The 25,578-nt window shown below is 58.2% G+C and carries 18 protein-coding genes; 13 read left to right on the top strand and 5 right to left on the bottom strand.

The features are described from left to right. The first annotated feature begins 2 nt into the window (after window positions 1-2). From LSG25_RS05815 to LSG25_RS05795, 5 genes are all read left to right on the top strand, one after another. Complete coding sequence (locus LSG25_RS05815) at window positions 3-2,126, top strand: hydantoinase/oxoprolinase family protein (RefSeq protein ID WP_232743753.1); 2,124 nt, start codon at window positions 3-5, stop codon at window positions 2,124-2,126. Beyond that, window positions 2,123-3,886, top strand: coding sequence for a hydantoinase B/oxoprolinase family protein (locus tag LSG25_RS05810; protein WP_232743752.1), 1,764 nt, complete (start codon window positions 2,123-2,125; stop codon window positions 3,884-3,886). The genes LSG25_RS05815 and LSG25_RS05810 overlap by 4 nt, the downstream gene beginning before the upstream one ends. Before the next feature lie 110 nt (window positions 3,887-3,996). After that, window positions 3,997-4,986 carry a tripartite tricarboxylate transporter substrate binding protein gene (locus tag LSG25_RS05805; protein ID WP_232743751.1) on the top strand — a complete coding sequence of 330 codons (990 nt, stop codon included), beginning with the start codon at window positions 3,997-3,999 and terminating at the stop codon, window positions 4,984-4,986. Window positions 4,987-5,107: 121 nt separating this feature from the next. After that, window positions 5,108-5,800, top strand: coding sequence for an aspartate/glutamate racemase family protein (locus LSG25_RS05800; RefSeq protein ID WP_232743750.1), 693 nt, complete (start codon window positions 5,108-5,110; stop codon window positions 5,798-5,800). A gap of 132 nt (window positions 5,801-5,932) precedes the next feature. Next, the gene (locus LSG25_RS05795; RefSeq protein ID WP_232743749.1) at window positions 5,933-6,535 is read left to right on the top strand and encodes a peroxidase-related enzyme; all 603 of its coding nucleotides are present in this window, start codon (window positions 5,933-5,935) and stop codon (window positions 6,533-6,535) included. On the opposite strand, the gene LSG25_RS05790 is transcribed toward LSG25_RS05795, so the two are convergent. Continuing rightward, window positions 6,513-7,406 carry a LysR family transcriptional regulator gene (locus tag LSG25_RS05790; protein ID WP_232743748.1) on the bottom strand — a complete coding sequence of 298 codons (894 nt, stop codon included), beginning with the start codon at window positions 7,404-7,406 and terminating at the stop codon, window positions 6,513-6,515. The genes LSG25_RS05795 and LSG25_RS05790 overlap by 23 nt on opposite strands. A gap of 93 nt (window positions 7,407-7,499) precedes the next feature. Here LSG25_RS05790 and LSG25_RS05785 point away from each other — a divergent pair, with 93 nt between their 5' ends. The 8 genes from LSG25_RS05785 to LSG25_RS05750 all read left to right on the top strand — a co-directional run bounded on the left by LSG25_RS05785 (window position 7,500) and on the right by LSG25_RS05750 (window position 18,362). After that, complete coding sequence (locus LSG25_RS05785) at window positions 7,500-9,128, top strand: gamma-glutamyltransferase family protein (protein WP_232743747.1); 1,629 nt, start codon at window positions 7,500-7,502, stop codon at window positions 9,126-9,128. A gap of 29 nt (window positions 9,129-9,157) precedes the next feature. Next, complete coding sequence (locus LSG25_RS05780) at window positions 9,158-10,675, top strand: ABC transporter substrate-binding protein (RefSeq protein WP_232743746.1); 1,518 nt, start codon at window positions 9,158-9,160, stop codon at window positions 10,673-10,675. A 99-nt stretch (window positions 10,676-10,774) separates the two neighbouring features. Then, on the top strand, window positions 10,775-11,719 hold the full coding sequence (locus LSG25_RS05775; RefSeq protein ID WP_232743745.1) for an ABC transporter permease: 945 nt from the start codon (window positions 10,775-10,777) through the stop codon (window positions 11,717-11,719). Next, window positions 11,716-12,588, top strand: coding sequence for an ABC transporter permease (locus LSG25_RS05770; RefSeq protein WP_232743744.1), 873 nt, complete (start codon window positions 11,716-11,718; stop codon window positions 12,586-12,588). The genes LSG25_RS05775 and LSG25_RS05770 overlap by 4 nt, the downstream gene beginning before the upstream one ends. A gap of 12 nt (window positions 12,589-12,600) precedes the next feature. Continuing rightward, on the top strand, window positions 12,601-14,448 hold the full coding sequence (locus LSG25_RS05765; protein WP_232744581.1) for a dipeptide ABC transporter ATP-binding protein: 1,848 nt from the start codon (window positions 12,601-12,603) through the stop codon (window positions 14,446-14,448). A 319-nt stretch (window positions 14,449-14,767) separates the two neighbouring features. Then, window positions 14,768-16,273 (top strand): ABC transporter substrate-binding protein, encoded by a 1,506-nt coding sequence (locus tag LSG25_RS05760; RefSeq protein WP_232743743.1) that lies wholly within the window; start codon window positions 14,768-14,770, stop codon window positions 16,271-16,273. Window positions 16,274-16,324: 51 nt separating this feature from the next. Next, entirely contained in the window at window positions 16,325-18,124 is a 1,800-nt protein-coding gene (locus LSG25_RS05755; RefSeq protein WP_232743742.1) for a gamma-glutamyltransferase family protein, read from the top strand. Between the two features lie 19 nt (window positions 18,125-18,143). Continuing rightward, window positions 18,144-18,362: a hypothetical protein gene (locus LSG25_RS05750; RefSeq protein ID WP_232743741.1), complete on the top strand. Its 219-nt coding sequence runs from the start codon at window positions 18,144-18,146 to the stop codon at window positions 18,360-18,362. A gap of 706 nt (window positions 18,363-19,068) precedes the next feature. Here LSG25_RS05750 and LSG25_RS05745 read toward each other — a convergent pair. From LSG25_RS05745 to LSG25_RS05730, 4 genes are all read right to left on the bottom strand, one after another. After that, window positions 19,069-19,494 (bottom strand): GNAT family acetyltransferase, encoded by a 426-nt coding sequence (locus LSG25_RS05745; RefSeq protein WP_232743740.1) that lies wholly within the window; start codon window positions 19,492-19,494, stop codon window positions 19,069-19,071. 13 nt (window positions 19,495-19,507) lie between these two features. Further along, the gene (locus LSG25_RS05740; protein WP_232743739.1) at window positions 19,508-21,058 is read right to left on the bottom strand and encodes a sensor domain-containing diguanylate cyclase; all 1,551 of its coding nucleotides are present in this window, start codon (window positions 21,056-21,058) and stop codon (window positions 19,508-19,510) included. 120 nt (window positions 21,059-21,178) lie between these two features. Then, on the bottom strand, window positions 21,179-24,352 hold the full coding sequence (locus tag LSG25_RS05735) for an EAL domain-containing protein (RefSeq protein ID WP_232743738.1): 3,174 nt from the start codon (window positions 24,350-24,352) through the stop codon (window positions 21,179-21,181). Beyond that, window positions 24,349-25,575 (bottom strand): HD domain-containing phosphohydrolase, encoded by a 1,227-nt coding sequence (locus LSG25_RS05730; RefSeq protein WP_232743737.1) that lies wholly within the window; start codon window positions 25,573-25,575, stop codon window positions 24,349-24,351. The genes LSG25_RS05735 and LSG25_RS05730 overlap by 4 nt, the downstream gene beginning before the upstream one ends. Window positions 25,576-25,578: the final 3 nt, after the last annotated feature.

Genomic DNA, 25,578 nt, shown 5'->3' with positions numbered 1-25,578 from the left:
AGATGGCAAAGAGCACATATTCCGAGAAGCAGGGCCAAATAGCGATTGGTGTCGATACCGGAGGCACGCATACTGATCTGGTGCTGGCCGGCCAGGGCAAGCTGGTGACATTGAAGGTGCCGAGTACACGCGAGGACTTAAGCATAGGCATTATCGCCGGGATGGCAAAAATCATCGAGATTGCGGGCGTGTCCATGCAGGCAATCGATTGCTTTGTCTATGGCAGCACATTCGTCACAAATCTGTTTGTGGAAGGGAAAGAAACAGGTGTCGGCCTGATTACCACCGAAGGCTTTCGAGATGTGCTCGAAATCGGTCGAGCGTCGCGCAAACCAGACGTCTATGACATTCATTGGCGGCCGGCGGCTCCGCTGGTACCGCGCCAGTTGCGCTTCGGCGCACTGGAGCGGATCGATCATCTGGGGCGCATCGTTACCCCGCTTGACGAGGCAAGCGTGTGCGAGGCATTGCGCGCGCTTGCCGCGGCCCGTGTCGACAGCATTGCGGTTTGCCTTTTGCATGCTTACGCCAATCCATTGCATGAACGCCGCATTGCGGAACTGGCTGCCGAAATTTGCCCGGAGATCGACATTTCCTTGTCTTCCGACGTGGTGCGGGAGTTCCGTGAATTCGAACGTACCAGTACCACCTGCGTCAGCTCCTTTATCAAGAAACCCATTACTTTGCACTTGCAAGGGCTGAAACAGGCGCTTGCACAAAGCGGCGTACCCGCAGTGCCTTTCATCATGCGCGGCAACGGTGGCATATCGACCTTCGATATGGCATCGCAGGCTCCCACCGCCATCACCCACTCCGGTGTAATGGGAGGCATAGTCGGAGCCACCGCTCTTGCTGCGGCCTGCGGCATCAAGAACCTCATCACGCTGGACATGGGAGGGACGAGCGCCGATGTGTCTTTGATCACCAATGGTGCGCCGGTCCTGGCCAATCGCAGCCGCATAGGTTCACATCCATTGCTTGTTCCGACACTCGACATGGTTACCATCGGCGCCGGTGGAGGTTCGATTGCGTGGGTGGATGGTGGAACGGCGCTGCGTGTCGGCCCGCACAGCGCCGGTTCGGCTCCCGGCCCTGCCTGTTATGGGCAGGGCGGCGATTGCCCCACGGTCACAGATGCCAATCTGGTCGCCGGCCGCCTCAATGCCGACTATTTCCTGGGCGGAGCGCGGAGTTTGCAATTTCGGCTCGCTTTCGATGCTATCGAGCAAAAAATCGCCAGGCCGCTTGGCATGACGGTGGACGATGCGGCGTTGGGCATTATTGCCATAGCCGAGGCGCATATGGCCAATGCGATTCGTCTGGTAACGGTTGATCGCGGCCTGGATCCTCGCGACTTTACCCTGGTGGCATTCGGCGGGGCCGGAGCGCTGCATGCGGTCCGGTTGGCCGAGGCCTTATCGATACGCAAAGTCCTGATCCCTCCCGCTCCGGGCAATATGTCGGCCATGGGCTTGTTATGCGCCGACGTTCGCCACGACTACGCGCGGACCATCGTTCTCAAGGTTGGGCCGGCGATTGCGCCGCAGCTTGCAGCCATGTTCGATGAAATGCTGATCGAAGCCCAAGCTGCCCTTGCCGAGGACGGTGTCGAGCCTGATGCGCGCAGTTGCACGCTATCGGTCGATCTGCGGTATCAAGGCCAGAATTATGAACTGACATTGCCCTTGTCCAGATCGGAGCTGGCCGACGGCTTCGATGAGCTGGTGGCGCGGTTCAATGCCCAGCACCGGCAGGTCTATGGCTACAACCTGGCGGGCCGCGAAGTCCAGACCGTGAATGTGCGTGTGACGGCAATAGGTGCAAGCTCGCATGCTCGTTGGCCCGATCACGCCTTCTCGGATGCGCCCCCCGCCCCGGTCGGCCGGCGCGAACTGTTGGTCGAGGCGAATAAGCGCCTGGCGGCGCCTGTCTATCGTTTCGACGATCTGAGTGCCGGACAGGAAGTCGGCGGTCCAGCCATTGTCGAGTATGCGGGCGGAACCTTGTTTCTCGCGCCAGGCTGGAGCGCAGGCTTTGATTCGATGATGAATGCCCATTTGACTCACGCGCAGCCCACCCTCGCATCCATCGCAGATGTCCAATTATCAGGCAAGGAGTATGTATGATGCCGTCTTCCGTACTACAGCCGGATCGCGGGATTGCGCCGCCGCGCGTCGATCCCGTCACACTGGAGATCGTTCGCAATGGCCTGAAAGCCGTTGCCCAGCGCATCACGCGCCGTATGATCCGCTCCGCAAATTCCTTCATCGTGAAGGAAATGGAGGATTGTTCGGCATCGATTCTGGACACGCATGGGCAACTCCTGGCCGAGGAGGCGGGGCCGCCCATTCAACTGAATACCGTGGGTATTTGCCTGAAGACGATCCTGGAGCACTATTTTCCGCTGGAGGCATGGAAGCCTGGCGATGTGGTCATTACCAACGATCCTTATGCCGGCGGTGAATCGCTGGCGGCGACCCACACGAACGATTACCTTGCGTTCCATCCTTTGTTTTTCGAGGGTCGCCTGGTTGCGTTTTCCGGGTTGATGGTGCATCACTTTGACATTGGCGGCATGAACATGGGTACCCGTGGCTGGGGCACCGAGATCTACCAGGAGGGGCTGCGCATTCCACCCTTGAAAATAGTCGAAGGTACGGAGCTTGATACCAAGGTCATGGATATCATCCTGACCAATACACGCACGCGGGACATGTTGGAAAACGATGTCATCTCGCAAATTGCCAGCGTCAAGGTGGCGGCCGATGATGTGCTCGAGCTGTTCCGGAAATATGGAGCGCAGACGATGCAGGCCTGCTTCACCGAGTTGATCAACTACTCGGAGCGGCGCACGCGAGAGGTTTTGGCCGAGATTCCCGATGGCATTTATCGGCATCAGGAGCCTTTGCTGGACGATGGGGCAAAAGGGGGGCCGTACTATCTGCGCCTGGCCATCATTAAACAGGGCAGCGATGTCACGCTTGATTTCAGCGGCACCGATGCCCAGGTCAAAGGCCCCATCAACAGTCCGCTGGCGACCACCCTGGCCGCTGTCTACTATGCCATGCGATGCGTGACCGACGCCTCGATCCCCAGCACCGAAGGTTGCAAGCGGCCCATCCACGTGATTGCGCCGCCGGGTACGCTGGTCAATGCGCGCGCGCCCGCGGCCGTGTACCAACGCATGATTGTCTGCCACACCATTGTCGATCTCGTCATGGGCGCTTTGGCGCAGGCCATTCCCGAGCGTGTCATGGCGGATTCCTGCGGCTGCCTCTACAACTACACCATCGCCACGCAGCCGGGAAGCGGGGCGCGTACGGTTTTCGGTGAAGTGGTGCCTGGAGGAATCGGCGCCACCGCTCGGGCCGACGGCATCGAAGTTGTCGCCTGCCATGTGACCAATTGCCATATTCCGCCCAGCGAAGCCATCGAGATGGAATCGCCCGTACTTTACCTGCGCCGTGAAATGCGCTGCGACTCGGGGGGGGCGGGGCGTTTTCGCGGGGGTGTGGGCCAGATTCTTTCGTACAAAATTCTTGGTGGCGATCCTGAATTGCAGCATACCTCGCAGAAATCGGTATCGCTGCCTCAAGGCGTTGCGGGAGGCCATGCGGGAGACGGCGGTCGCTGGGTCATCAACGAAGGCCTGCCCGGCGAGCGTCAACTGCAACACGCCATTGGGGATATCGAGTCTTTGGCGGAAGGCGACACGGTCACTCACTACACCCCGGGCGGCGGAGGTTATGGCGATCCGTTCAGCCGCGAAGTCGATGCCGTGCGGCGAGACGTACGCAGCGGTTTTATTTCCCTGGCCTGCGCGGAAAGGGATTACGGCATCCGGTTTGATGCAAAAAACCTTGATGTCGTTGAGCTATTGCGATGAAACACGGCGGTGGCGCCAGTGCGGCCCGGGCGGCCCATGGCGTGCAGCCGGTGCAAGTTGTAGGCAGGAGAGGCAGGGATTGAATCGAATAACTTTTTAAGGTAAATAACATGAAGATCCTACGCAATATGCTGTTGCTTATGTTGTTTGGCACCCCTTTGGCCAATACGGCGCTCGCGGCCGGCCCGTCGGCGGGCAGTTATCCCGACCGGCCCATCCGCCTTGTTGTACCCTGGGCGGCAGGCGGCTTCACCGATACACTGGGGCGGCTGCTTGCCGACAAGATGTCGAAGAGCACCGGGCAACCCGTCATTGTTGAAAACCGTCCCGGCGCGAGCGGCAGCATAGGCAGCGAGCATGTGAGCCGGGCCGCGCCGGATGGCTACACGCTGCTGCTCAATACCAGCGATGCCTTTGTTTACGCGATCAATAGCACGGTCAATCCAACTCCCAGTTATGATCCGCTGAAAGATTTCACGCAGATTTCCTTGATCGCCACACAACCCGTGTATCTGGCCGTGGGCAGCAAAGTGCCGGCGCACAATGTCGCGGAGTTCGTCAAGATGGCCAAGGCGAATCCGGGTGGCGTGAGCTTTGGTTCTTCAGGCGAAGGTTCCGCCGTGCACCTGGCTATGGAACTGTTCAGCGCCGCGGCCGGGATAAAAATGATACATGTGCCTTACAAGGGAATAAATCCGGCATTGCTGGACGTTCTCGCGGGCCGGGTCCAGGCCATATTCATCAGCTATCAGGGGGCTGGCAGTTATTTCGAAACCGGTAAATTGCGGCCCTTGGCAATCACTTCCCTGGAGCGTTCGGCCATAACGCCAAAAGTCCCGACCCTCGCCGAATCCGGCTACCCGGATTTCAAATTGATGCTGTGGTACGAAATTGTTGCGCCCAAGGGAACGCCGCGTGCGGTGGTTGAAAAAATCAATCATGTGCTCAAGGCCGCCCTGGACGCGCCAGATCTCAGGCAAAAACTGACAGCGGCGAACACCACGCCGGTGGGTGGTACGCCCGAGCAGGCGCAGGCCTTTCTGGTCGACGAGCTTGCAAAATGGAAGGGTGCGGTCAAAGCGGCCAAAAATACTCCCTAGCGAGGCCGCCGCGGCACCGAAGTGCCATGCGTGGCCGTGCATGGCACTTCGGCGGCGGCGCACTTGATTGGCCTATAAAATGTCCTGATGCTGCGATGAGCGCTGCTTCCAAGGACTGAGTATGAAAACCATAGGCTTGCTGGGCGGAATGAGCTGGGAGTCCACTGTTCCCTATTACACGATCATCAACACCGTCATCAAGAAACGGCTGGGCGATCTGCATTCGGCAAAAATCGTTTTGTATAGCGTTGATTTCCAGGAAATCGAAACCTTTCAGCACGAGGGCGACTGGGCGGCCGCTGGCGATTATCTCGGAAAATGCGCGCAAGCCCTGCAAAAGGCCGGAGCGGATTTCGTGGTCGTCTGCACCAATACCATGCACAAGGTTGCTTCCCGAATACAGGAAACAGGGGGCTTGCCGGTGTTGCACATCGCCGACGCAACGGCGCATGCAATCAAGAACAGCAAGCTCGGAAAAGTCGGCTTGCTGGGTACGCGATTCACGATGGAGCAGGAGTTTTATAAAGGCTACATCGAATCGCACCATGGCTTGAAGATTCTGGTTCCCGATGCGGAAGACAGAAACCTCGTGCACAAGATCATCTACGAAGAACTTTGCCTGGGCATTATTTCCGACTCGTCCAGGAAAGAATATCTGCGGATCATCGAAACCCTGACCCGACAGGGGGCCGAAGGCATTATTCTGGGGTGCACGGAGATTGGCCTGCTGATCAAAGCCGCCGATGTGGCTGTTCCCGTTTTCGATACCGCCGCCATCCATGCGGAAGCCGCGGCGCTTCACGCCTTGCTGTAGCGGATATTCCTCTTGGCCCGCATTCCGCTTGCGTAGATGCGGTGCCGCTTATCGGCGCCCCCGCCGCGTTTGCCTCGAACCCTGATAAAGTGGCGGGAAGTATCAGGCCAATCACGAAAAGGAGCCCGTCCCATGCCGCAACCCGCACACATTTCAGCCTTGGGGGTCCCTGACGCCGCCACCCTGGACGATGATATCAAGGCCGTGTACCAGAAGTGCATGGACAAGCTTGGCCTGGTTCCCAATGTACTTTCGGCCTACAGCCTGCGACCCAACAAGCTGCGCAATTTCATGGCCATGTACAACGAACTCATGCTTGCGCCGTCGGGGCTCAGCAAGCTTGAACGCGAAATGGTCGCGGTCGTGGTGTCGAGCGCGAACCACTGCTACTACTGCCTTGTTGCTCATGGCCAGGCGGTGCGCCAGTTGTCCGGCGACCCGGAACTCGGCGAAATGATGGTCATGAATTATCGGGTGGCGAAACTGGATCCGCGCCAGCGCGCCATGCTGGATTTCGCCTGGAAACTGACTGCGACTCCCCACCTCGTCGTCGACGACGATCGGAATCAGTTGCGTGCGGTGGGGCTTGGCTCCGAAGACATCTTCGATCTGTGCGACACAGTGGGCTTTTTCAACCTGTCGAACCGGGTTGCCATTGGTACGGACATGATGCCGAATCGCGAATATCACGGCATGAACCGTCCCGAACCTTTCATAGCTCCCGAAAAGAAGTGAGGCTGCGCGAATAGCGCCCAAAAATCATTTCAGTGGCGTCCTGCAAACGGTGGTCGCGGCGTTCGAGCATGCCGATATCGCGGGTAGTTGAACCCAGATCCTCGGGCAAGGGCAGGATCCGCAGCTTATGGGCTTTGTTCCACTTCACGGTGTGAAGCAGGGGCAGGATCGTAACGCCGACACCGTGTCCGACCAGATCCAGCACCTGCTCGATGGCGTTCAGCTCGAGAAAGTCGTCGGGAATGACTCCCATTTTTTTTAAAACCCGGTCTATTTGACCTCCGGTATGCTGGGTGCGGTCAAAGCGCAGAAAAGGGTGGCTTCTCAGGATCTCCCTGGGGTCATCGCCAATGACAGTGCTCGGGGTGATGAGCCGCAAAGGCTCCTGATAAAGCATTTTCCATCGGGTGCCGGCCCACTTCTTGCCGACGCCCACCACGAACGCCGCATCGATCTCGCCGGCCTGGACTTTGTGGCTCAGCTCGCTGGATTTGCCCGAGACCAGGCGTATTCCCAACTCCTTATGCTCGCTCTTGAGTTCCGACACGATTTTTGCCAGGATACTCATGCAGGAGACGATGGCGCCGATGGTCAAATTCCCGACGAACTGCCCCGGCGGCGGCTTGGGCACTCGCATACGGTCGTAAAGCGCAAGCAGATGCTCGATTTCGGGCAGGATTTCCTGGCCCGCTGCGTTGAGCGAAGCCAACCTGCCGCTGCGATCGAACAACTGGCGGCCAAACTCTTCTTCCAGAGCACGCATCTGCAAACTGACCGCCGCCTGGGTCAGGGCGACATGTTCCGCGGCGTCGGAAAAGGATCCATGACGGGCCACAGCCAGGAACGTGCGCATGAAGCGTATGGTACTCATAAGAAAAACTTGTAGTTCAAATATGAAAACTAAATTGATTTAATGATTGATTGATAGTAGCTTAAAAGCCCCCCAAATATCTGTAGCGCTTGTATGAAAAACTTTAACTGGACCAATCCTTACCCTTCCATTCGCGCCCCCCTGTTTGCGCGCAATGTGGTTTCAACCTCGCACCCGCTGGCGGCGCAAGCGGGATTGCGCATGATGCTCAAAGGCGGCAATGCGGTTGATGCGGTGATTGCCGCGGCCGCCACGATGGTACTGGTCGAGCCGGTTTCCTGCGGAATCGGCGGGGATTGCTTCGCGATCTTGTGGGATGGCAAAAAGCTGCATGGCCTGAATTCATCCGGCGTGGCGCCGGCGGCCTGGAATGTCGAGTACTTCAAGCGCAAGCATGGCGTCGACAGCAATGGCCAGGCCAATCAGCCGATACGCGGATGGGATTCCGCCACCGTACCTGGTGTCGTGGCGGGCTGGGCAGCCTTGCATGAAAAGTTCGGCAAACTGCCTTTCGAGGTTTTGTTCGAGCCGGCGATCGAAATCGCCGAACGGGGCTATGCCGTTCCGCCGATCGTGGCGGGAAAATGGGCCAAGGCGGCAAAAGAGCTGAAAGACCAGCCGGGCTATGCCCAGGCATTCATGCCCGAGGGCCGTGCCCCCGAAGTAGGAGAGCATTTCCGTTTTCCCGATGCCGCCGTCACGCTGAAGCGCATTGCCCAAAGCCGCGGGCGCGATTTTTATGAAGGCGAGCTGGCCGAGAAGATCGCCGCGTTCAGCCGTGCAGGCAATGGCGCCATGACACTCGACGATTTGCGCAACTACCGGCCGGAATGGGTCGAACCCATATCCAGGAACTATCATGGCTATACGCTCCATGAAATCCCTCCCAATGGCCAGGGCATTGCGGCCTTGATGGCTTTGGGGATTGCCGAACATTTCGACCTGCGCAATATGCCGGTCGATTCCGTGCAGTCGCAGCATGTCCAGATCGAAGCGATGAAACTGGCCTTCGCCGATTTATACCGTTATGTGTCCGAACCGCGCACCATGGACATCACGCCGCTGCAGATGCTGGACGACAATTACCTCGACAGCCGGGCCAAGCTGATTCGCCTGGACAAGGCCGGGACCTACGCGGCCGGCCGGCCGTATGCGGGAGGCACCATCTATCTGACAGCCGCCGATGAAAGCGGCATGATGGTTTCGTTCATTCAGTCGAACTATATGGGCTTCGGCTCAGGCGTCGTGGTGCCGGGCACCGGGATCAGCATGCAGAACCGCGGAGTCGGATTTTCCATGGACCCCGCCTCGCCCAATGTGGTCGGAGGAGGCAAGCGGCCGTTCCATACCATTATTCCCGGATTCCTCAGCAAAGATGGCAAGCCGGTCATGAGCTTCGGCGTCATGGGGGGCGATATGCAGCCCCAGGGGCATTTGCAGACCGTTGTGCGCATGATCGATTACGATCAGCAGCCTCAGGCCGCCTGCTGCGCTCCGCGCTGGAAAGTGAACCGCGACTTTACCCTCGATATCGAGCCGAACATGAACGCCGGCACGGTCGAAGGCTTGAAGTCTCTTGGACATAAATTCAAGTCTGTTTATGATCCCTATATGGATTTCGGCGCCGGGCAGTTTATCTGGCGCATGTCCGAGGACGACAACGAGAAGGGGTATGTGGCGGCCAGCGACAGCCGGCGCGACGGTCAGGCCGTCGGGTTTTAAGACAATAAGATCAATCAGGAGACAAACATATGAAAAAAATCACGGTTTTGCTGGGCGGACTGGTGCTGGGCGCGGCGGCCACGGCCAGTTTTGCGCAAACCTTGCGCATCGGCATGCAGGAGGACCCGGATACCCTCGATCCGGCCCGTTCACGCACGTATGTGTCGCGCATCGTCTTTACGTCCTTGTGCGATAAGCTGGTCGATATCAATGCCAAGCTGCAGTTTGTTCCGCAATTGGCCACGTCCTGGTCCTGGAGTCCCGACAACAAGGTCTTGACGTTCAAGCTGCGCAATGATGTCTTGTTCCATGACGGCACCAAGTTCGATGCGGCGGCCGCCAAGGCCAATCTGGATCGCGACCGAACCATGAAGGAAAGCCAGCGCAAGGGCGAGCTGGCTTCGATCCAGCAGGTCGATGCCCCTGATCCCTCCACCCTGGTCATTACGGTGAAGCAGCCCGACGCGACCTTGCTTGCGCAACTGTCGGACCGTGCCGGCATGATGCTGTCGCCCAAAAGCTTCCAGGGTGCCGATAACGCCGCTACGGTGGGGCGCGATCCGATTTGCTCGGGTCCTTACAAATTCGTGGAGCGTGTGCAGAACGACCGCATCGTCCTGGAAAAATTCGACAAGTACTACGACGCCAAAGACTTTGCCTTCAAGAAAGTGGTGTTCATGCCCATTCCCGATACAACCGTGCGCCTGCAGAATCTGCGTTCCGGAAGCATCGATATTCTTGAGCGGCTGAATCCGTCCGATGTGGCGCAAGTCAAGGCCGATTCAAGCCTGGTGTTCGCACCCGTCACCGGCTTGGGTTTCCAGCAATTCATGTTCAACGTGGCCAATGGCCCCAAGGCCAAGACCAATCCGTTCAGCAACAAGCTGGTCCGGCAGGCCTTCCAGCTGACCATCGATCGCGATGCCATCAATCAGGTTATCGGGGGCGGCATTTTCATCCCGGCGCAGCAACCCTTTCCCCTGGCCAGCCCTTACCACAGCGACAAGTTCCCGGTCACCAAGCCCGATATCGCCAAGGCCAAGGCGCTGCTGAAAAAAGCCGGCATGGAAACCGTCAAGGCTGAATTGACCTTCGGCAACAATACGATTGCGTCTTCGACGGCCGAAATGGTGCAGGCCATGGCGGCCCAGGCCGGGTTCCAGCTAAGCCTGCGTCCCACCGAATATGCCGCCATGCTGGCGGACGATTCCAAGGGCAACTTCCAGGTCGACATGCGCGGCTGGTCGGGCCGGGTGGATCCGGATGGCAATATCTACAATTTCGTGACCTGCGGCGGTGCCCTGAACGACGGCAAATACTGCAATCCCGAGGTGGACAAATTGCTGAAGGAAGCCCGCACCGTGCCTGACGAAGCCAAGCGCAAGGCTATTTACGATCAGGCCCAGACTATTTTGCAGGACGATCTGCCCAGCCTGTATACGTATTACCAGCCCTGGCCGTTCGCCGTGCGCAAGAAGGTGCAAGGCTTCACGCCGTATCCGGATGGCATGATCCGCCTGAAGGGCGTGTCTTTCTCCAAAAACTAGGCCCCAGGCCTACGCAGCACGTCAAGGCCGCAACCAGGCAGCGGCTTTGACGCACACGGCCTGTCTTTCAATCTATCAAGCATTGCAGGGCACCCTGGCATGTTCAAACTTATTTTGCGCCGCATAATTGTGGCGATACCGACGCTGATACTGGTGTCGATGCTTATTTTCAGTCTGCAGAAAATCCTGCCGGGCGACCCGGTGCTGGCCATGGCGGGCGAAGAGCGGGATCCGGCCGTACTGACCTATTTGCGGGAAAAATACCGCCTGAACGATCCCTTGCCGGTGCAGTATCTGGCCTGGGTCAAGCAGGTTGGGCAGGGCAACCTGGGCGTGTCGCTGCGTACCGATATTCCCGTCACGGTTCTGGTCAAACAAAAGCTGCCCGTCACGATCCAGTTGGCGGTGATGGCCATGTTTTTTTCCATTCTCATAGGAATTCCCCTGGGCATACTGGCCGCGGTAAAAAAAGGCACGCGGCTCGAGTTCGGAGCCAATCTGTTTGCCTTGTCCGGAATGTCCATACCCAATTTCTGGCTGGGCATCATCCTGATCATGATCGTCGCCGTCCATTGGAAGCTGCTTCCCGCTTCGGGCTTTGTGCCGCCAAGCGAAGATCTCGGCCTGTCGCTTAAAACCATGCTCATGCCCGCGGCCGTGCTGTCGACGGTTATCAGCGCCTACCTGATGCGCCATACGCGTTCGGCCATGCTCGAGGCCCTGAGCGCCGACTACGTACGTACCGCGCGCGCCAAAGGCGCTTCGGAATGGGTGGTGGTGCTGCGTCATGCCTTGCGCAATGCCTTGATGCCGATCGTGACGCTGGTAACCATCCTGTTTGGCGAACTGCTGGCCGGAGCGGTGCTGACGGAGCAGATTTTCGGCATACCGGGATTTGGAAAATTGCTGGTCGACGCCGTGTTCAACCGTGATTACGCCGTGGTGCAAGGCATTGTGCTGTGCATCGCGATAGGCTTTATTACTCTTACCTTGATTGCCGATATCTTGTATATCCTTGTCAACCCCCGGCTGAGGTACGCATGAACGCGCAAGTCATGAATGCCGGCGCCGCTCCTCGCCGCAGGAACCGGTCCTGGGGCAAATTCAAGCGGAATCGTTCGGCCGTGCTTGGGGCCGTCATTGTCCTGTTTTTTGTCCTGGTTGCCATACTGGCTCCGCTCATTGCCGGCCACGATCCGGTGCAGGTCAGCTTTTCGGTCATCCGCAAGGCGCCGTCGGCGGCACACTGGTTCGGCACCGATGAACTGGGGCGCGATATTTTCAGCCGGATGGTGTATGGCACGCGCGCGTCCCTGATGGCGGGTATGTGCTCGGTCCTGATCGCCCTGATGGTCGGTGTGCCGTTCGGTTTGCTGGCGGGTTATTTCGGCGGCTGGATCGACGGCTGTATTTCACGCGTGACGGAAGCCCTGTTTTCGATTCCGTTTCTGATTCTTGCCATTGCACTGGCGGCGTTCCTGGGCCCCAGCCTGATCAACGCCATGATTGCCATCGGGATGTCGGCCGCACCGTTGTTCATACGCCTGGCGCGCGGCCAGGTCTTGTCGGTCAAGAATGAGGATTACGTCCAGAGCACGCGCTCGCTGGGTGCCTCGAACCGCCGCATCATCCTGCGCCACATATTGCCCAATATCATGCCGGCGCTGATTGTGCAGGCAACCATCCTGATTGCCAGCGCAATCATTGCCGAGGCGAGCCTGTCGTTCCTGGGGCTGGGTTTGCAGCCGCCCGATCCCTCCTGGGGGTCGATGCTGAATACGGCAAAGAATTTCATGATCCAGGCGCCCTGGATGTCGGTTTTTCCGGGCTCGGCGATTTTCCTGGTGGTATTCGGATTCAATTTGTTGGGTGATGGCCTGCGCGATGCGCTGGACCCGCGTCAGGATAGTTGACATATGCCGATGATGAATGCAGAGCGTGTCGTTCAGGTTGAAGACTTGAGCGTTTCCTTTAAAACCCCTGATCGCCTGGTCCAGGCGGTGCGCAATGTGTCCTTTTACGTGGAAAAGGGCGAGACACTGGCGATTGTGGGGGAGTCGGGTTCCGGCAAGTCGGTAACGTCCTTGTCGGTGATGCGCCTGGTCGAGTTTGGCAAGGGCCGCATTACACACGGCGAAATCCTGTTGCGCCGCCGCAGCGGCGACGTGCTCGATCTGGTGGCCGCAAGCGAGCCCGCCATGAGGACGATACGCGGCGCCGACATCGCCATGATTTTTCAGGAACCCATGACGTCCCTGAACCCGAGCTTTACCACCGGCAATCAGATTGCCGAGGCGCTGCGCCTGCATCAAGGCATGGATGCGGCCGCGGCCCAGGCGGAAACGCTGCGCCTGCTGGAAACCGTGCGCATTCCCGATGCCCGTGCGATACAAGGCCGCTATCCTCACCAATTGTCGGGCGGCATGCGACAGCGCATCATGATCGCCATGGCGCTGTCGTGCCGGCCGCAGGTGCTGATTGCCGACGAGCCCACCACCGCCCTGGATGTCACCATCCAGGCCCAGATCCTGCAGCTTATACGCCAATTGCAGCAGGACATGGATATGGGCGTGATTTTCATCACGCATGACATGGGGGTCGTGGCCGAAGTGGCGGACCGGGTCATGGTGATGCATCGTGGTGAAAAGGTGGAAGAAAACTCATCCGATGCTTTATTCAATCAGCCTCAGCACTGGTACACCAAAGCCTTGTTGTCCGCGGTGCCGAAACTGGGCTCCATGAAAGGCATAGGCCAGCCCACGCCCTTTGCTTTGCTGGGTGCCGACGCCGCGTCCGCTCATGAAGAGCCGCTGCCGCTGTCATCCACGGTTAAATATGAGCAAGGGCCGCTCCTGCAAGTCGATAAGCTGGTAACGCGGTTCGATATTGCCAGCGGCCTGTTTGGCCGCGTGCGTCGGCGGGTGCATGCCGTGGAGCAGGTCAGTTTCGATTTATATCCGGGCGAAACGCTGGCCCTGGTGGGTGAGTCGGGCTGCGGCAAAACCACCACCGGACGCTCCCTGGCCCAGCTGGAGCGGCTGCGTGCCGGGAAAATTCTTTTCGCGGGGCAGGATATAAGCCTTTTGAGTGCGGGCCAGATGCAGGCCTTGCGCAAGAACATCCAGTTCGTGTTCCAGGACCCCTTTGCATCGCTCGATCCGCGCGTGACCATCGGTTATTCAATTATGGAGCCGTTGCTGATCCACGGCGTGGCCAAAGGGCGCAAAGCGTACGAACGGGTGCGCTGGCTGATGGACAAGTGCGGCCTGAGTCCTGAAATGATAGACCGCTATCCCCATGAATTCTCAGGCGGGCAAAGGCAGCGCATTTGCATCGCGCGGGCCCTGGCCTTGAACCCGAAAATCATTATTGCCGATGAATCGGTGTCCGCCCTGGATGTATCCATACAGGCGCAGATCGTCAATCTGTTGCTGGACCTGCAGCGTGAGCTGGGCCTGTCCATCCTGTTCATTTCCCACGATATGGCCGTGGTGGAGCGCGTCAGCCATAGAGTGGTGGTGATGTATCTGGGGCAGGTGGTTGAAATCGGCCCGCGCAGCGCCATTTTCGAGAGTCCGCAACATCCTTACACCAGAAAGCTCATGGCTGCCGTGCCGATTGCCGACCCTTCGCGGCGGCACCGGGAGCACTCGCTACTGGTGGATGAAATTCCCAGCGCCGTGCGCAGTGTGGGCGATGATCCGCTGGTCGAGCCTCTGGTGGAGGTCGGCAAGGGTCATTTTGTGGCGCGCCATTCTGTAGGGGTCTATTGATGCCGGACGGTATTGCCGATGCCCGCGCCAGCGGTGCCGGTGGGCCAGGCTGGGCAGGCTCGCCTCACCCGGCCCTGGCTGTGCCAGGGCTGCCCACGCCAAGGACCTGGCTCGGGGCGGTCGCAAAACTCGCGTGGCGCACAGCCCCCCGGGCTGTGCGCAAGCGTCACGCTCAGACAGTTGCTCCCTTGATTCCCCGCCCCGGGTCCTTGGCGTGGCGGGTTCGAGCTCGCCTGCCCAGCCTGGCCCACCGGCACCGCTTGATGTTCCAAGAATCTAATCCGCCAACGAAACAACTCATTTCCATTGGAGCTTGATCATGAACAAGGTAATCCTGAAAATCGCGGCGATAGCGGGCGTGCTTTTATCGAGCGCGGCGTTTGCCCAGACTACCCTGAAAATAGGCTTGCAGGACGATCCGGACCAGCTTGATCCGGTGCGAGCCAGGACATTCGTGGGTCGTATCGTATTTGCGTCGCTGTGCGACAAGCTTGTTGAAATTACTCCCGACCTGAAAATCGTTCCCCAATTGGCCACCTTATGGACGTGGCTCGACAATAAAACACTTAAATTCACTTTACGCGATAAAGCCGTCTATCACGACGGCACTCCTATCGATGCCGCATCGGTCAAGGCCAACCTCGATCGCGCCAAGACATTGCCCGACAGCAATCGCAAAAGCGAGCTGGCAACGCTGGTCAGCGTCGACGCGCCGGATTCCAGGACAGTCGTGCTCCATTTGTCCGAGCCAGACGCATCGTTCCTGTCGCAGTTGTCCGATCGTGCGGGCATGATGCAGTCGCCGAAAAGCTTCGATAAAGATCCAGGAAAAAATCCCGTATGCTCCGGCCCTTATCGTTTCAAGGAGCGCGTCCAGAACGACCGCATCGTGCTGGAAAAATTTCCGCAATACTGGGATGCCAAGGATTTTCATATCGATACGGTCATCTTCAAGCCCGTTCCCGATGCAACGGTGCGGCTCAACGACCTGCGCGCCGGCGGGCTGAATATGGCCGAGCGCATTGCCCCGAGCGACGCCGAAACAGTCAAGAACGATCCCAGCCTCGTATTCATGCCGATTACCGGCCTGGGCTTCCAGGCCATTTCGGTCAATTTTGCCAATGGCCCTCGAGGGGCCAGCAACCCCTTTGCGAAAGATGCGCGGGTCAGGCAGGCTTTTGATCTAGCCATCGACAGGGACGCCATAAATCAGGTCGTGGGGATGGGCCTGTACCAGCCCGCTTTCCAGCCTTTCCCTCCCGCCAGTTTTGCTTACGACAAGAGCGTCGAGCGTAAAGGCCGCGATGTAAAAAAGGCGCGTGCCTTGTTGAAGGAGGCAGGGTTTGATCGGGTCAAGGTTGAAATCTCGTATGGCACCAATACTATTATGCAGCAGGTCATGGAACTGATACAGGCGACGGGGCGCGAAGCCGGATTCGACATCAGCCTCAGGCCCATGGAGTTTGCCGCCTTGCAATCCACTTTGGCGCGCGGCGATTTTCAGCTTGGGCAAGCCGGTTGGTCGGGCCGCGTCGATCCCAGCGGCAACGTGTTTCAATATGTCAGTTGCAAGGGCAGCCTCAACGATGGCAAGTTCTGCGACGAAAAACTCAACAAGCTGCTGGTCGATGCGCGAGTGGAGCAGGATACCGGCAAACGCAAGGCGCTTTATGCGGAATTCCTTCAGCGGATGCAGGTTGAACGGCCCATTTTCTACACCTACTATCTACCCTGGACCTTTGCCGTGCAGAAACGGGTAAAGGGGTTTGTTCCCTATCCCGACGGCCTGATTCGCCTGAAAGGGGTGGAACTGGCCAAGCAGTAGGCCATTGCCGTTTGGCTTATTCCAGTCTTTTTTCGTTTCAGGCTATCGATTATGTTTACGACTCGTCCGGAAATCACCGGCACTTTCGGTGTTGTCACCTCGACTCACTGGCTTGCCACAGCGGTAGGCATGTCGATGCTGGAGCGCGGCGGCAATGCCTTCGATGCGTGCGTGGCCAGCGCGTTCGTGTTGCATGTGGTCGAGCCCAATCTGGTGGGGCCGGCCGGTGAAGTGCCGGGCATTTTCTATTCGGCAGCCACAAAAAAAATCGAAGTGCTGTGTGGGCAGGGCACTACGCCGGGCGCCGCCACGCTGGACCGCTATCGGGCTGAAGGTTTAACGCTTATCCCCGGCAACGGGCTGCTTGCTGCGGTGGTGCCCGGCGCTTTCGACGCATGGATGATCCTGTTGCGCGACCACGGCACGAAGTCGCTGCGCGATGTGCTGGAGCCGGCCATTTATTACGCCCAGACAGGCCATCCGCTGCTGCCGCGCGTGTCCAACACCATTGCGAGCATGAAGGATTTTTTTGAGGCATATTGGCCGACTTCGGCCGAAGTCTACTTGCCTCAAGGTGCCGTTCCCAAGGGAAAGAAGCTTTTTTGCAATCCGGCGCTGGCCAATACCTGGCGCCGCTTGCTGACCGAGGCGGAAAGCGTCGGAGGCAATCGCGAAAAGCAAATCGAAATGGCCAGGCAAGTGTTTTACAAGGGCTTTGTGGCCGAGGCAATCGATCGGTTCGCGTCCCATACGGAAGTGATGGACGAAAGCGGGGCGCCGCATAAAGGAGTCATAAGGGGCGACGATATGGCCCGCTGGTCGGCCAGTTACGAAGCGCCGCTGCAGTACCAATATGGAAATATAAATGTCGCCAAAACGGGGCCGTGGAGCCAGGGCCCGACATTCCTGCAAGTGCTGGCCTTGCTCAAGCACACCGATATTTCAAGCCTGAAGCCGGGCGACCCGCGTTTCGTGCACCTGCTGGTTGAAGCCATGAAGCTGGCTTTCGCCGATCGTGAAGCCTATTACGGCGATCCCGATTTCATCGATGTTCCGCTGTCCGTGCTTTTGTCCGACGACTATAACCGGGTGCGCAGCTGCCTTATTGGCGACCGGGCATTCAATGAATTGAGCCCAGGCATAATCCCGGGCTACGAGGCGCAAGTCGCGCGCGTCATGGCTGTCCTGAACCGCCTGTCGCCCCAAACGGCGGATGACACGCCTCTTTCCGCCATGGATAAGGCAAACCGGCTCGTGTCGGCCAAGAAGGGCGATACCACGCACATTGACGTCATTGACCGCTGGGGCAATATGATTGCGGCCACGCCATCGGGCGGCTGGCTGCAATCGTCGCCGGTGATACCGGGCTTGGGCTTTGGCCTGAATACCCGGGCCCAAATGTTTTGGCTCGAAGAAGGTCTGCCCGGTACGCTGGCTCCTTATAAGCGGCCGAGAACCACGCTGAGCCCCACGTTCCTGTCAAAAGACGGGGTGCCTTACATGGCTTTCGGCACACCCGGAGGCGATCAACAGGAGCAATGGCAATTGATCCTGTTTTTACGGCATATTCAGCAAGGCTTCAATTTGCAGGAAGCCATCGATATGCCCATGTTTCACACACAGCATTTTCCCAGTTCCTTTTATCCACGCGGTCGCAAGCCCGGAAATATTACAATCGAAAGCAGCTATGGCCGCGAGGTGATCGACGACTTGCAGCGGCGCGGGCATCAGATTGAAGAGTCGCCGGAATGGAGTATCGGGCGATTGACCGCAGTGTCGCGTGACGAAGATGGCCTGATGCACGCCGCTGCTTCGCCACGGCTGCTTCAAGCCTATGCCGCCGGGCGATAACGGTGATCCAGGGAATGGAATGTCTGTCGAAATAAATGAGCCGGATTGGTCGGGCGCTCCGCACGGATGGAACTGGGTGGCGCAGGACGAAGACGGCCGCTGGTTCTGGTATGGCGTGAAACCGCTGCCGAGCATAGGCGGCGGAGTGTGGCGCGCACCATCGCGCGCCCAGGCCTTGGCATGGGTGGGCCAGCCCAACCCGGACTGGATCGACTCGTTGCGGCAAAGGCCTGCTTAGAGCATTTTTTGTTCGAAGTGTTTGCGGCATTTGACGTTTTGGTCGCTTTGGTATTTACGGTTTGGTATTTGAAGACGCCGTCTATCGGGGCTTGGGGTCAGGGCCGGCACGGCGTGCTTGATCCGGATCTACCTCGTCCAGGCGGGCGTCGGGCGAACTCGCCCAGCCTCGCGAGGCTGGGCTCAGACAGCGCCCGCCGAAAGCCCCCGCCTTCCCTACGGTAGCATCCGGCGCACGCCTTACGCCGGCCCTGACCCCAAGCCCCGATAGACGGCTCGCGTAGTGGCATGCCTGGAATGAACTTGCCGACTCAGCGTATACCTCGATGCATGACCTCAACGCAAGCCGCAGGGTAGGCGGTGCTGTGTAGTCCGGCGGTAGTCCAGCGCCGGGTGCTGACGAAGGGAAGGCGGGGGCTTTCGGCGGGCCCTGTTTGAGCAGTGCCTCGCGGGCGAGGCACTGCGAGTTGGCCCGACGCCCGCCTGGACGAGGCAGACCCGGGCAGTCGGGGTGCGTAGCACCACGACCGCTGGACGTGCCGGACTACACAGCACCGCCCACCCTGCGGCGTCTTAATAGAACTGCCGTCCAAGGTAATAAACTCAGACCTGAACGGCTCAAAACGAAAGCCACTGAAACGCGTCCACCCCCGTAAACACTTAAACCAAAAATTCTCTAGCGGCCGGTGAGCCTGACCGGGGAAAGCTCAGGTATCCTGATCGGGAATAAGCCTGCGCCCCAGGCTGACTGCTTCGTCCTGGGCGTAGCCCAGTTTCTGGTAGAACTCGATGATTTTTGAATTGGAGGAGCGCACCAGCAGATTCAGCTTGGGGCAGCCGCGCTGGATCAGCAAATGCTCTGCTTCCTGCACGAGCTGCCGGCCATAGGACTGATGACGATGCGTGAGCGCAACCGCAAGATAATAGAGCCAGCCGCGGTGGCCATCGAAGCCGATCATGGCGGTGGCGACAAGGGTTTGCGCTACAGTGCCCACCAGAAAGAGTTCAGGCTGTTCGGTAAGCTTGCGAGCAATGTCGCGCCGCGGATTATTCCAGGGCCGAACCAGCCCGCATTCGTGCCAGAGGGCGATGACAGCCTCTTCGTCGGCGGCTTGATAGGCACGGATTTGCATAGATGAGTATTCCTTAGCTGATTTCTGCAACCACACACCCCTTGCCCATCGCCTTTGCTTTGTACATGGCATGATCTGCGCTGTGCAAAAGCGCCTTGCTGGTGGTTCCCGACTCGGGAAAGCTGGCTACGCCGATACTGGCCGAAACCTCGACGGATAATGTGTCAAGCTGGTATGGAACGGAAAGACTCTTGGCGAGTTTCTTGGCGATCATTTCCGCGTCCGCCATCGAGGCATTGACCAGCAGGACACTGAATTCGTCGCCGCCCAGCCGCGCGGCAACGTCGGACTCCCGTATTCCCGCCTTGAGCCGTTCGGCCGCCAAACGCAGCAGCTTGTCTCCCGCCGCGTGGCCATGTTCGTCATTGACCGCCTTGAAACCGTCCAGGTCGATGTAGAGAATGGACATGTGGCTGTGGATTCTTCCTAGAAGCCGCAACTGCTGATCGACGATTTCCGTAAAAAGCGACCGGTTGCTGAGTTTGGTGAGAAGATCGTGGTTGGCCTGATGCCGGGCATGAAAAAGCATCTCGGAGGCTTTTACCAAGGCCAGCCCGACTTCGTCGGCTTCTTTGAGATGGTATGACGATGGCTTGACCGGTTCGCCGCGTCCCAGCGCAAGCGCCGGAGAGGCCAGGCCGCGTACCGATCGGGCTATCTTTCCGCCGATCAGCCAGGCGAAGCCCAGGCTGCCTGCCAGCAGTGCGGCGGTAGCGAAGATCAGCCAGAAGAATCTATCCCACAAAGCGGAATCCAAGCTTTGGGTCGGGATTTCTATCGCTATGGTCCAGCCTGATATGGGAGATTGGCTGAAAACAGTCAGCGCGGGTGCGCCCGCCAGGGTGGTATTTTCAAACGAGCCTTCGTGGTCCAGGGTCATATGCTTGATCAGGCTCAGGGGGGCTTGCATGCCTGTGAGCCGATGCGTGTCGTGGGTGGTGGCGACAATCGTTCCACTCTTGTCCACAATAGTGCCAATCCAGTTTGGGGGCAATGTTTGCTGGGCAAGCAGTTTGCTGAAATGCTCGGCGAACATTCCCGCGCTTAAGTTATAGATGGCCTTGTTTTTGCGTACGACCGGGACGCCCATGACAGCGAGAGGCCGGCGGGTTACAGGGCCGACAAACAGATTGGAAATCACCGTTTTTTGCGTCTCGGCAACACGTTGCAGCTGACGGGAATTGCTTTGTCGGGGAAGCGGTGCGCCATACGGACGAATGGTGTTGAGGTATTGTTTTCCCGCTGCGTCGCTTAATGCAATGGCGATGTTTGCCGGATCGCGAAGAATTTCGCTGGCCTGTCTATAAAAGGCGGCATAATCCTGAGTGCTCAGGTACGGTGACGTGGCCAGGGCAATCAGAGTGGACTCTGTGCTGGCGAAGTCCCTGTCAACCGCCAGGACCATCGCCCTGGCCGTCGACATTGAGTTGTGCGTGAGTTGTGTCCGGGCTTGATGATAGTCGTAGGTAATAAGCAGGACAGCCATCAACGAGGCAGGCACAATACATGCCGTGGCCAGCAATACAAGCCGCGAGAGGATCGACGGAGCGCAAGTTGTTTTCATTATTCGTTGTTCTTTGGCGAATAATAACGCTATGGTGCCCACAGCACCATAGCATAGCGTTTTCCCGTGCGGCCATGGCTGTCGGCAAGGGGCCGCGCAGGCTGCAATACATGGATCGCCTTACGACACATAGCCTTTGAAAGCATGCGCGATTTCGCTGCGTAATTCTTCTTCATCCCAGGGCTTGGTCAGGAATTTATATATTGAACCCCGGTTGATGGCTTCCGTGACCGATTTCAGGTCGGTGTAGCCGGAAAGTATCAGACGGACGGTGGCCGGATACATTTTCTTGACGCTGCTGAAAAATTCCGTGCCGGTCATTTCGGGTATGCGTTGATCGGACAGAATTACCTGAACATCGTGAGTCGCCAATATCGAGAATGCCTCGGGCGGCGTTTTTGCCGTCAGAATGCGATAGCCGTCGCGACGCAGCAGCCGTGCCAGGGCGCGAAGAATATTTTCTTCATCATCCAGCAACAAGAGAGTCCGGTCGGATTCTTTTTTGTATTTGGGTTCCGGCAGGATTTCGCAGCCTCCATGTTCTTTGAGCCGCTGCTCCAGGTCTCCGAATGACATGGGCTTGGCGAACAGATACCCCTGAAACTGATCGCAGAAATTGCGCTTCAGAAACCAGTACTGCGATTCTGTTTCCACTCCTTCCGCAATGACTTTTACATTCAGATGATGCGCTATGTCGATAATCGCTTTTGCAATAGCGGCGTCATGCCTGTCGCTGATTACCTCGTTGACGAAAGAGCGATCTATCTTGATTTTGTCTATGGGTAGATTTTTCAAATAGTTGAGGCTGGAATAGCCGGTACCGAAATCGTCTATGGATACGGCCACGCCTATTTCTTTCAGCTCTTTCAGCTTGGTAATGGTATGGGTGGCATTGTCCAGCAATATCCCTTCCGTAATTTCGATTTCCAGGCATTTTGCGGGCAGGGAATAGGTCTGCAGCTTCTTCCTGATGCTATCTATGAAATCGGTTCTCTGAAAATGCAGGGGCGAGATATTCACGACCACGGGAAAGTCGGACAGGTTTCGCGTTTTCAGGGTTTTGATGTGGCGGCATGCCGTGTTCAATACCCAATCGCTCAAGGGAATGATTTGCCCGGTTTCTTCGGCCAATGGAATAAAAACCGAGGGGGGAATATATCCACGAGTCGGGTGTTGCCAACGCAGCAGGGCCTCCACGCCTACTATACGGCCTGTGCTGCCGTCGATCAGGGGTTGATAGTGCAGCTCGAGGCCATCTTCATCCAGGAATTTCTGAAGTTCGGTTCGCAATGAAAGGCGCTCGGCCACGAGTGCGCTCAGATCGGTCGTATATTCATGCCACGTGTTGCGGCCGTTGTACTTGGCACGGGTCATGGCCAGATCGGCTTCACGCACAAGCTCCATCGGTTCGGCCGCGTGATCGTTGGTAACCGTTATGCCCGCACTGGCCGTCAGGCGAAATTGCATATTCTCGATATGGTACGGTCCGGTAACGGCGGCAATAATGCGCCGCGTGGCATCAAGCACATCTTGACGCGCAACACCCGCATGTACAACCACGAACTCGACTCCGCCTATACGGGCCAGAACCCCTTTTTTACCCACTTCTTCACGCATGCGCTGAGCGACTTCCACAAGGATTTTGTCGCCGATGTTATGGCCCATGGAGTCGTTGATGAGTTTCATGCCATCGAGATTGACCAAGACGACCCAAACGGCGGCGTTCTCAGCCTTTGCCGCCTGGCAGACCCTGCTTAGTTGCAGCTCGAGCTGCCGCTTGTTGGGAAGGTTCGTCAGGGCATCGTGGAGCGAGCCGTGATGCAACTGGATGGAGCGATGACGAATGCCTGATGCCAGTCGTTGTGTTCTGATCAGGAATGCGGTAAGTGCAAGGCCCACCAGCAGTACGATATTGGCCAGCAATGCCGCCAGCCCTTCGGTCAGCGGCCCTGTGCGCCATGACGATAAGGTCCAGACAGTGCCGTGGCGCAGGGATATCGCAGATTCGCCGACTCGCGAAAGATAGCCTTGGCTTGCCGCCTCGCCAAAAAGCGGCTGGCCATTTTGCTCGACACGAAAATGCAGCGGGCTGTCGCTCGCCCCGAAAGCTTCCGACAGCAGCGCTGAAATGTTTTCGACGGCAACGATAGTCCATCCCTGTGTGCCGGGGCCGGCCAGGGGGGCCGCAATGATCGCCAGCGTTTTTTTCGGAAAAATGGCCTCCGCATAGCCCAGATGCGCGCCTGGATTTATTCGCATGCGGTTCAGCCACCGACGGTAGTCCATGCCGGCCAGGTTCTGCTCTAGCCAGCGGCGGGCCACGCCGTCTTTGCTTTGTATCCATTGGATGCGGTGATTGTCATCCAGAACCGCAATAAGACTGAGCGATGCAACGCTGTCCAGATAACTGTCCAGTTCCTCGCGGACCAGTTTTTCCGGTGGCGTTCCATCCAATGCATTCCAGCGCCTGCTCATCCTGTCGAACAGGGCCAACTGGCCGGCGATCGAATTTTTTACGTTTAGCGCTGCGCGTTTGAATGCCGCCTGATCATGGTGGCTCGTTGTGCGTAGGCTTTGTTCAGTCACGACATGCCAGCCAAGCACCGATGCCAGTGTGCCCAGGACAATAGTGATGGCGATGGCTCTATCGCGCAATACATCTTCCAGGCTTGTCTTTCGGCTCAAGGCCACGACCGCACACCCACCCAGAATTCCCATGATGGCTGTTATCTTGGCGGCGTCGGCGCTGTCGTAGAGTCTTGAAGAGAATCCCCATTGAGCCACAAGATCCAGGACAGCGCCTGTTGTGGCGGCAATGCCCAAGTAGAACGAGGCGCGCCGGCCCGGCGCACCCAGATTGCGGCAGACCAGCCCCAGGGACAGGATGGTTGTCAACATGGCCCACGAAGCCATGACGTGAGGCAGCCTTCCAAAGGCCGAAGGCGCATCCAGGGGGGCGGCGGGCAGCAGATCGCTGTATAGATGCGATACGCTCACCAGCAACGCGCCGCAAGCCAGAATGCGCGAGATGTTGGCCCGGTCTCTGGCTGTAGCCATGGCTGTGCCGCACAAAAAAAACACTATGGCGCGATCCGGCGAAATAAACGCAGGGAGCACCGCGCCGCCTTCTGCCCATAGGTAATGGACGCCACCCAGAACGCCGAACCAGATCAAGGTAAAGGCCACCACGAGTACAGGCATGCGAGTCAATGTTTCGCGATTGTTTCCCGATGCCTCGCCTGGGGATATGGCTTCGGCAGGCCATATCGCGTCGGATAATGGCTTGTTATTCATTCTCCGCCCTCAGTGGCGTTTTGATCGGGGCGGCGCACATGCAGTGTGTATTGCGCCTGATCGGCATCCTCGAAGATCTGGAGCTTGTTGATCAGGCTTTCCGTCAGGGCCTGACCGCCTTTGAGCAGCAGCATGCCGCTGCCCGCATGCAGGTCCTGGGCCATTATCATCCCCGGTTCGAGACAGGGTATCGTCAAAGCCAGGATTGTGCTGTCTTCTTCTTCCTGGCCGGGGGAGTCGACTTTACCCGCCACTTCGATGAACTCGGGACACAGCAAGGGGTCGTAAAGCCGCATGGCATACTTTGGCATGTTGGCGAGTACCTCGTCGCGCGTCAGCCTGCGCGTCAGCACGATTCCTTCCCGCATTTCAACGAAATCCACGGCCAATTTCAGGATTCGCGCGCCCAGGGGAATCGCATGGCCCGCCAATCCATCCGGGAAGCCCGTGCCATCCCACCGCTCCTGATGGTGCCGTACGAATTTCGCCGCATCGTGGGTGGGGTCCAGCGCGGCCAGCAGGCTTCCCCCAGCGCACGGATAGTCGCGGTAGCGTTCCCGTTGCTCTCTGTCCATCTGGTCGGCCGGCACAGTGATGAGCGCATCGGGCCAAGTCAGCTTGCCGACGTTGTACAAAGTGGCCGCCAAGGCGAGGTCGTCCATCAACTTCTGGGGAAGCCCTTGGGCCTTGCAAAAGTTGTGCGCCAGGGCCGCGATTTCTTTGTTCAGGGATCCGCCCTGAGGCAGCCTTTGGTTTATCAATGATGAAAATATTTCCACCGTCTTGGCGTGACTTTGCCGCAGCTCTGTCCGCGTTTTCCGGCGTGCGTGGTTGCGGGATGCGAGAGCCCGCTCTATGGTTGTGCAAAGTTCCGCATCGTCCCAGGGCTTGCTTATATAGCGATAAATCCCGCCTTCGTTGATCGCGTCGATAGTGGCGCCGATATCCGGGTAGCCGGTCAGCAGCATGCGCATTCTGTCGGGCCAGCGGCGCCGCACCTCGGCAAGCAGCGCGGCTCCATCCATCCCCGGCATGCGGCCATCGGAAATGACCAGGTCGATTGAATTTTGTTCCAGCACCTGAAGCGCAGTATCGCCGTTTTCGGCCGTCAATACATGATAAGGCTTGCCCCGCAAGGTTCGTTGCAAGCTGCTGGTAATGTTTTTGTCATCGTCGACGATCAGCAAGGTCGATGTGCCTTCTACGGGCTGTGCATCATGCATTAT

Source organism: Paralcaligenes sp. KSB-10, from assembly GCF_021266465.1.
Lineage (GTDB): Bacteria > Pseudomonadota > Gammaproteobacteria > Burkholderiales > Burkholderiaceae_B.
Note: the sequence above shows the minus strand (reverse complement) of the source record. Positions and strands in the feature narration are given on the sequence as shown.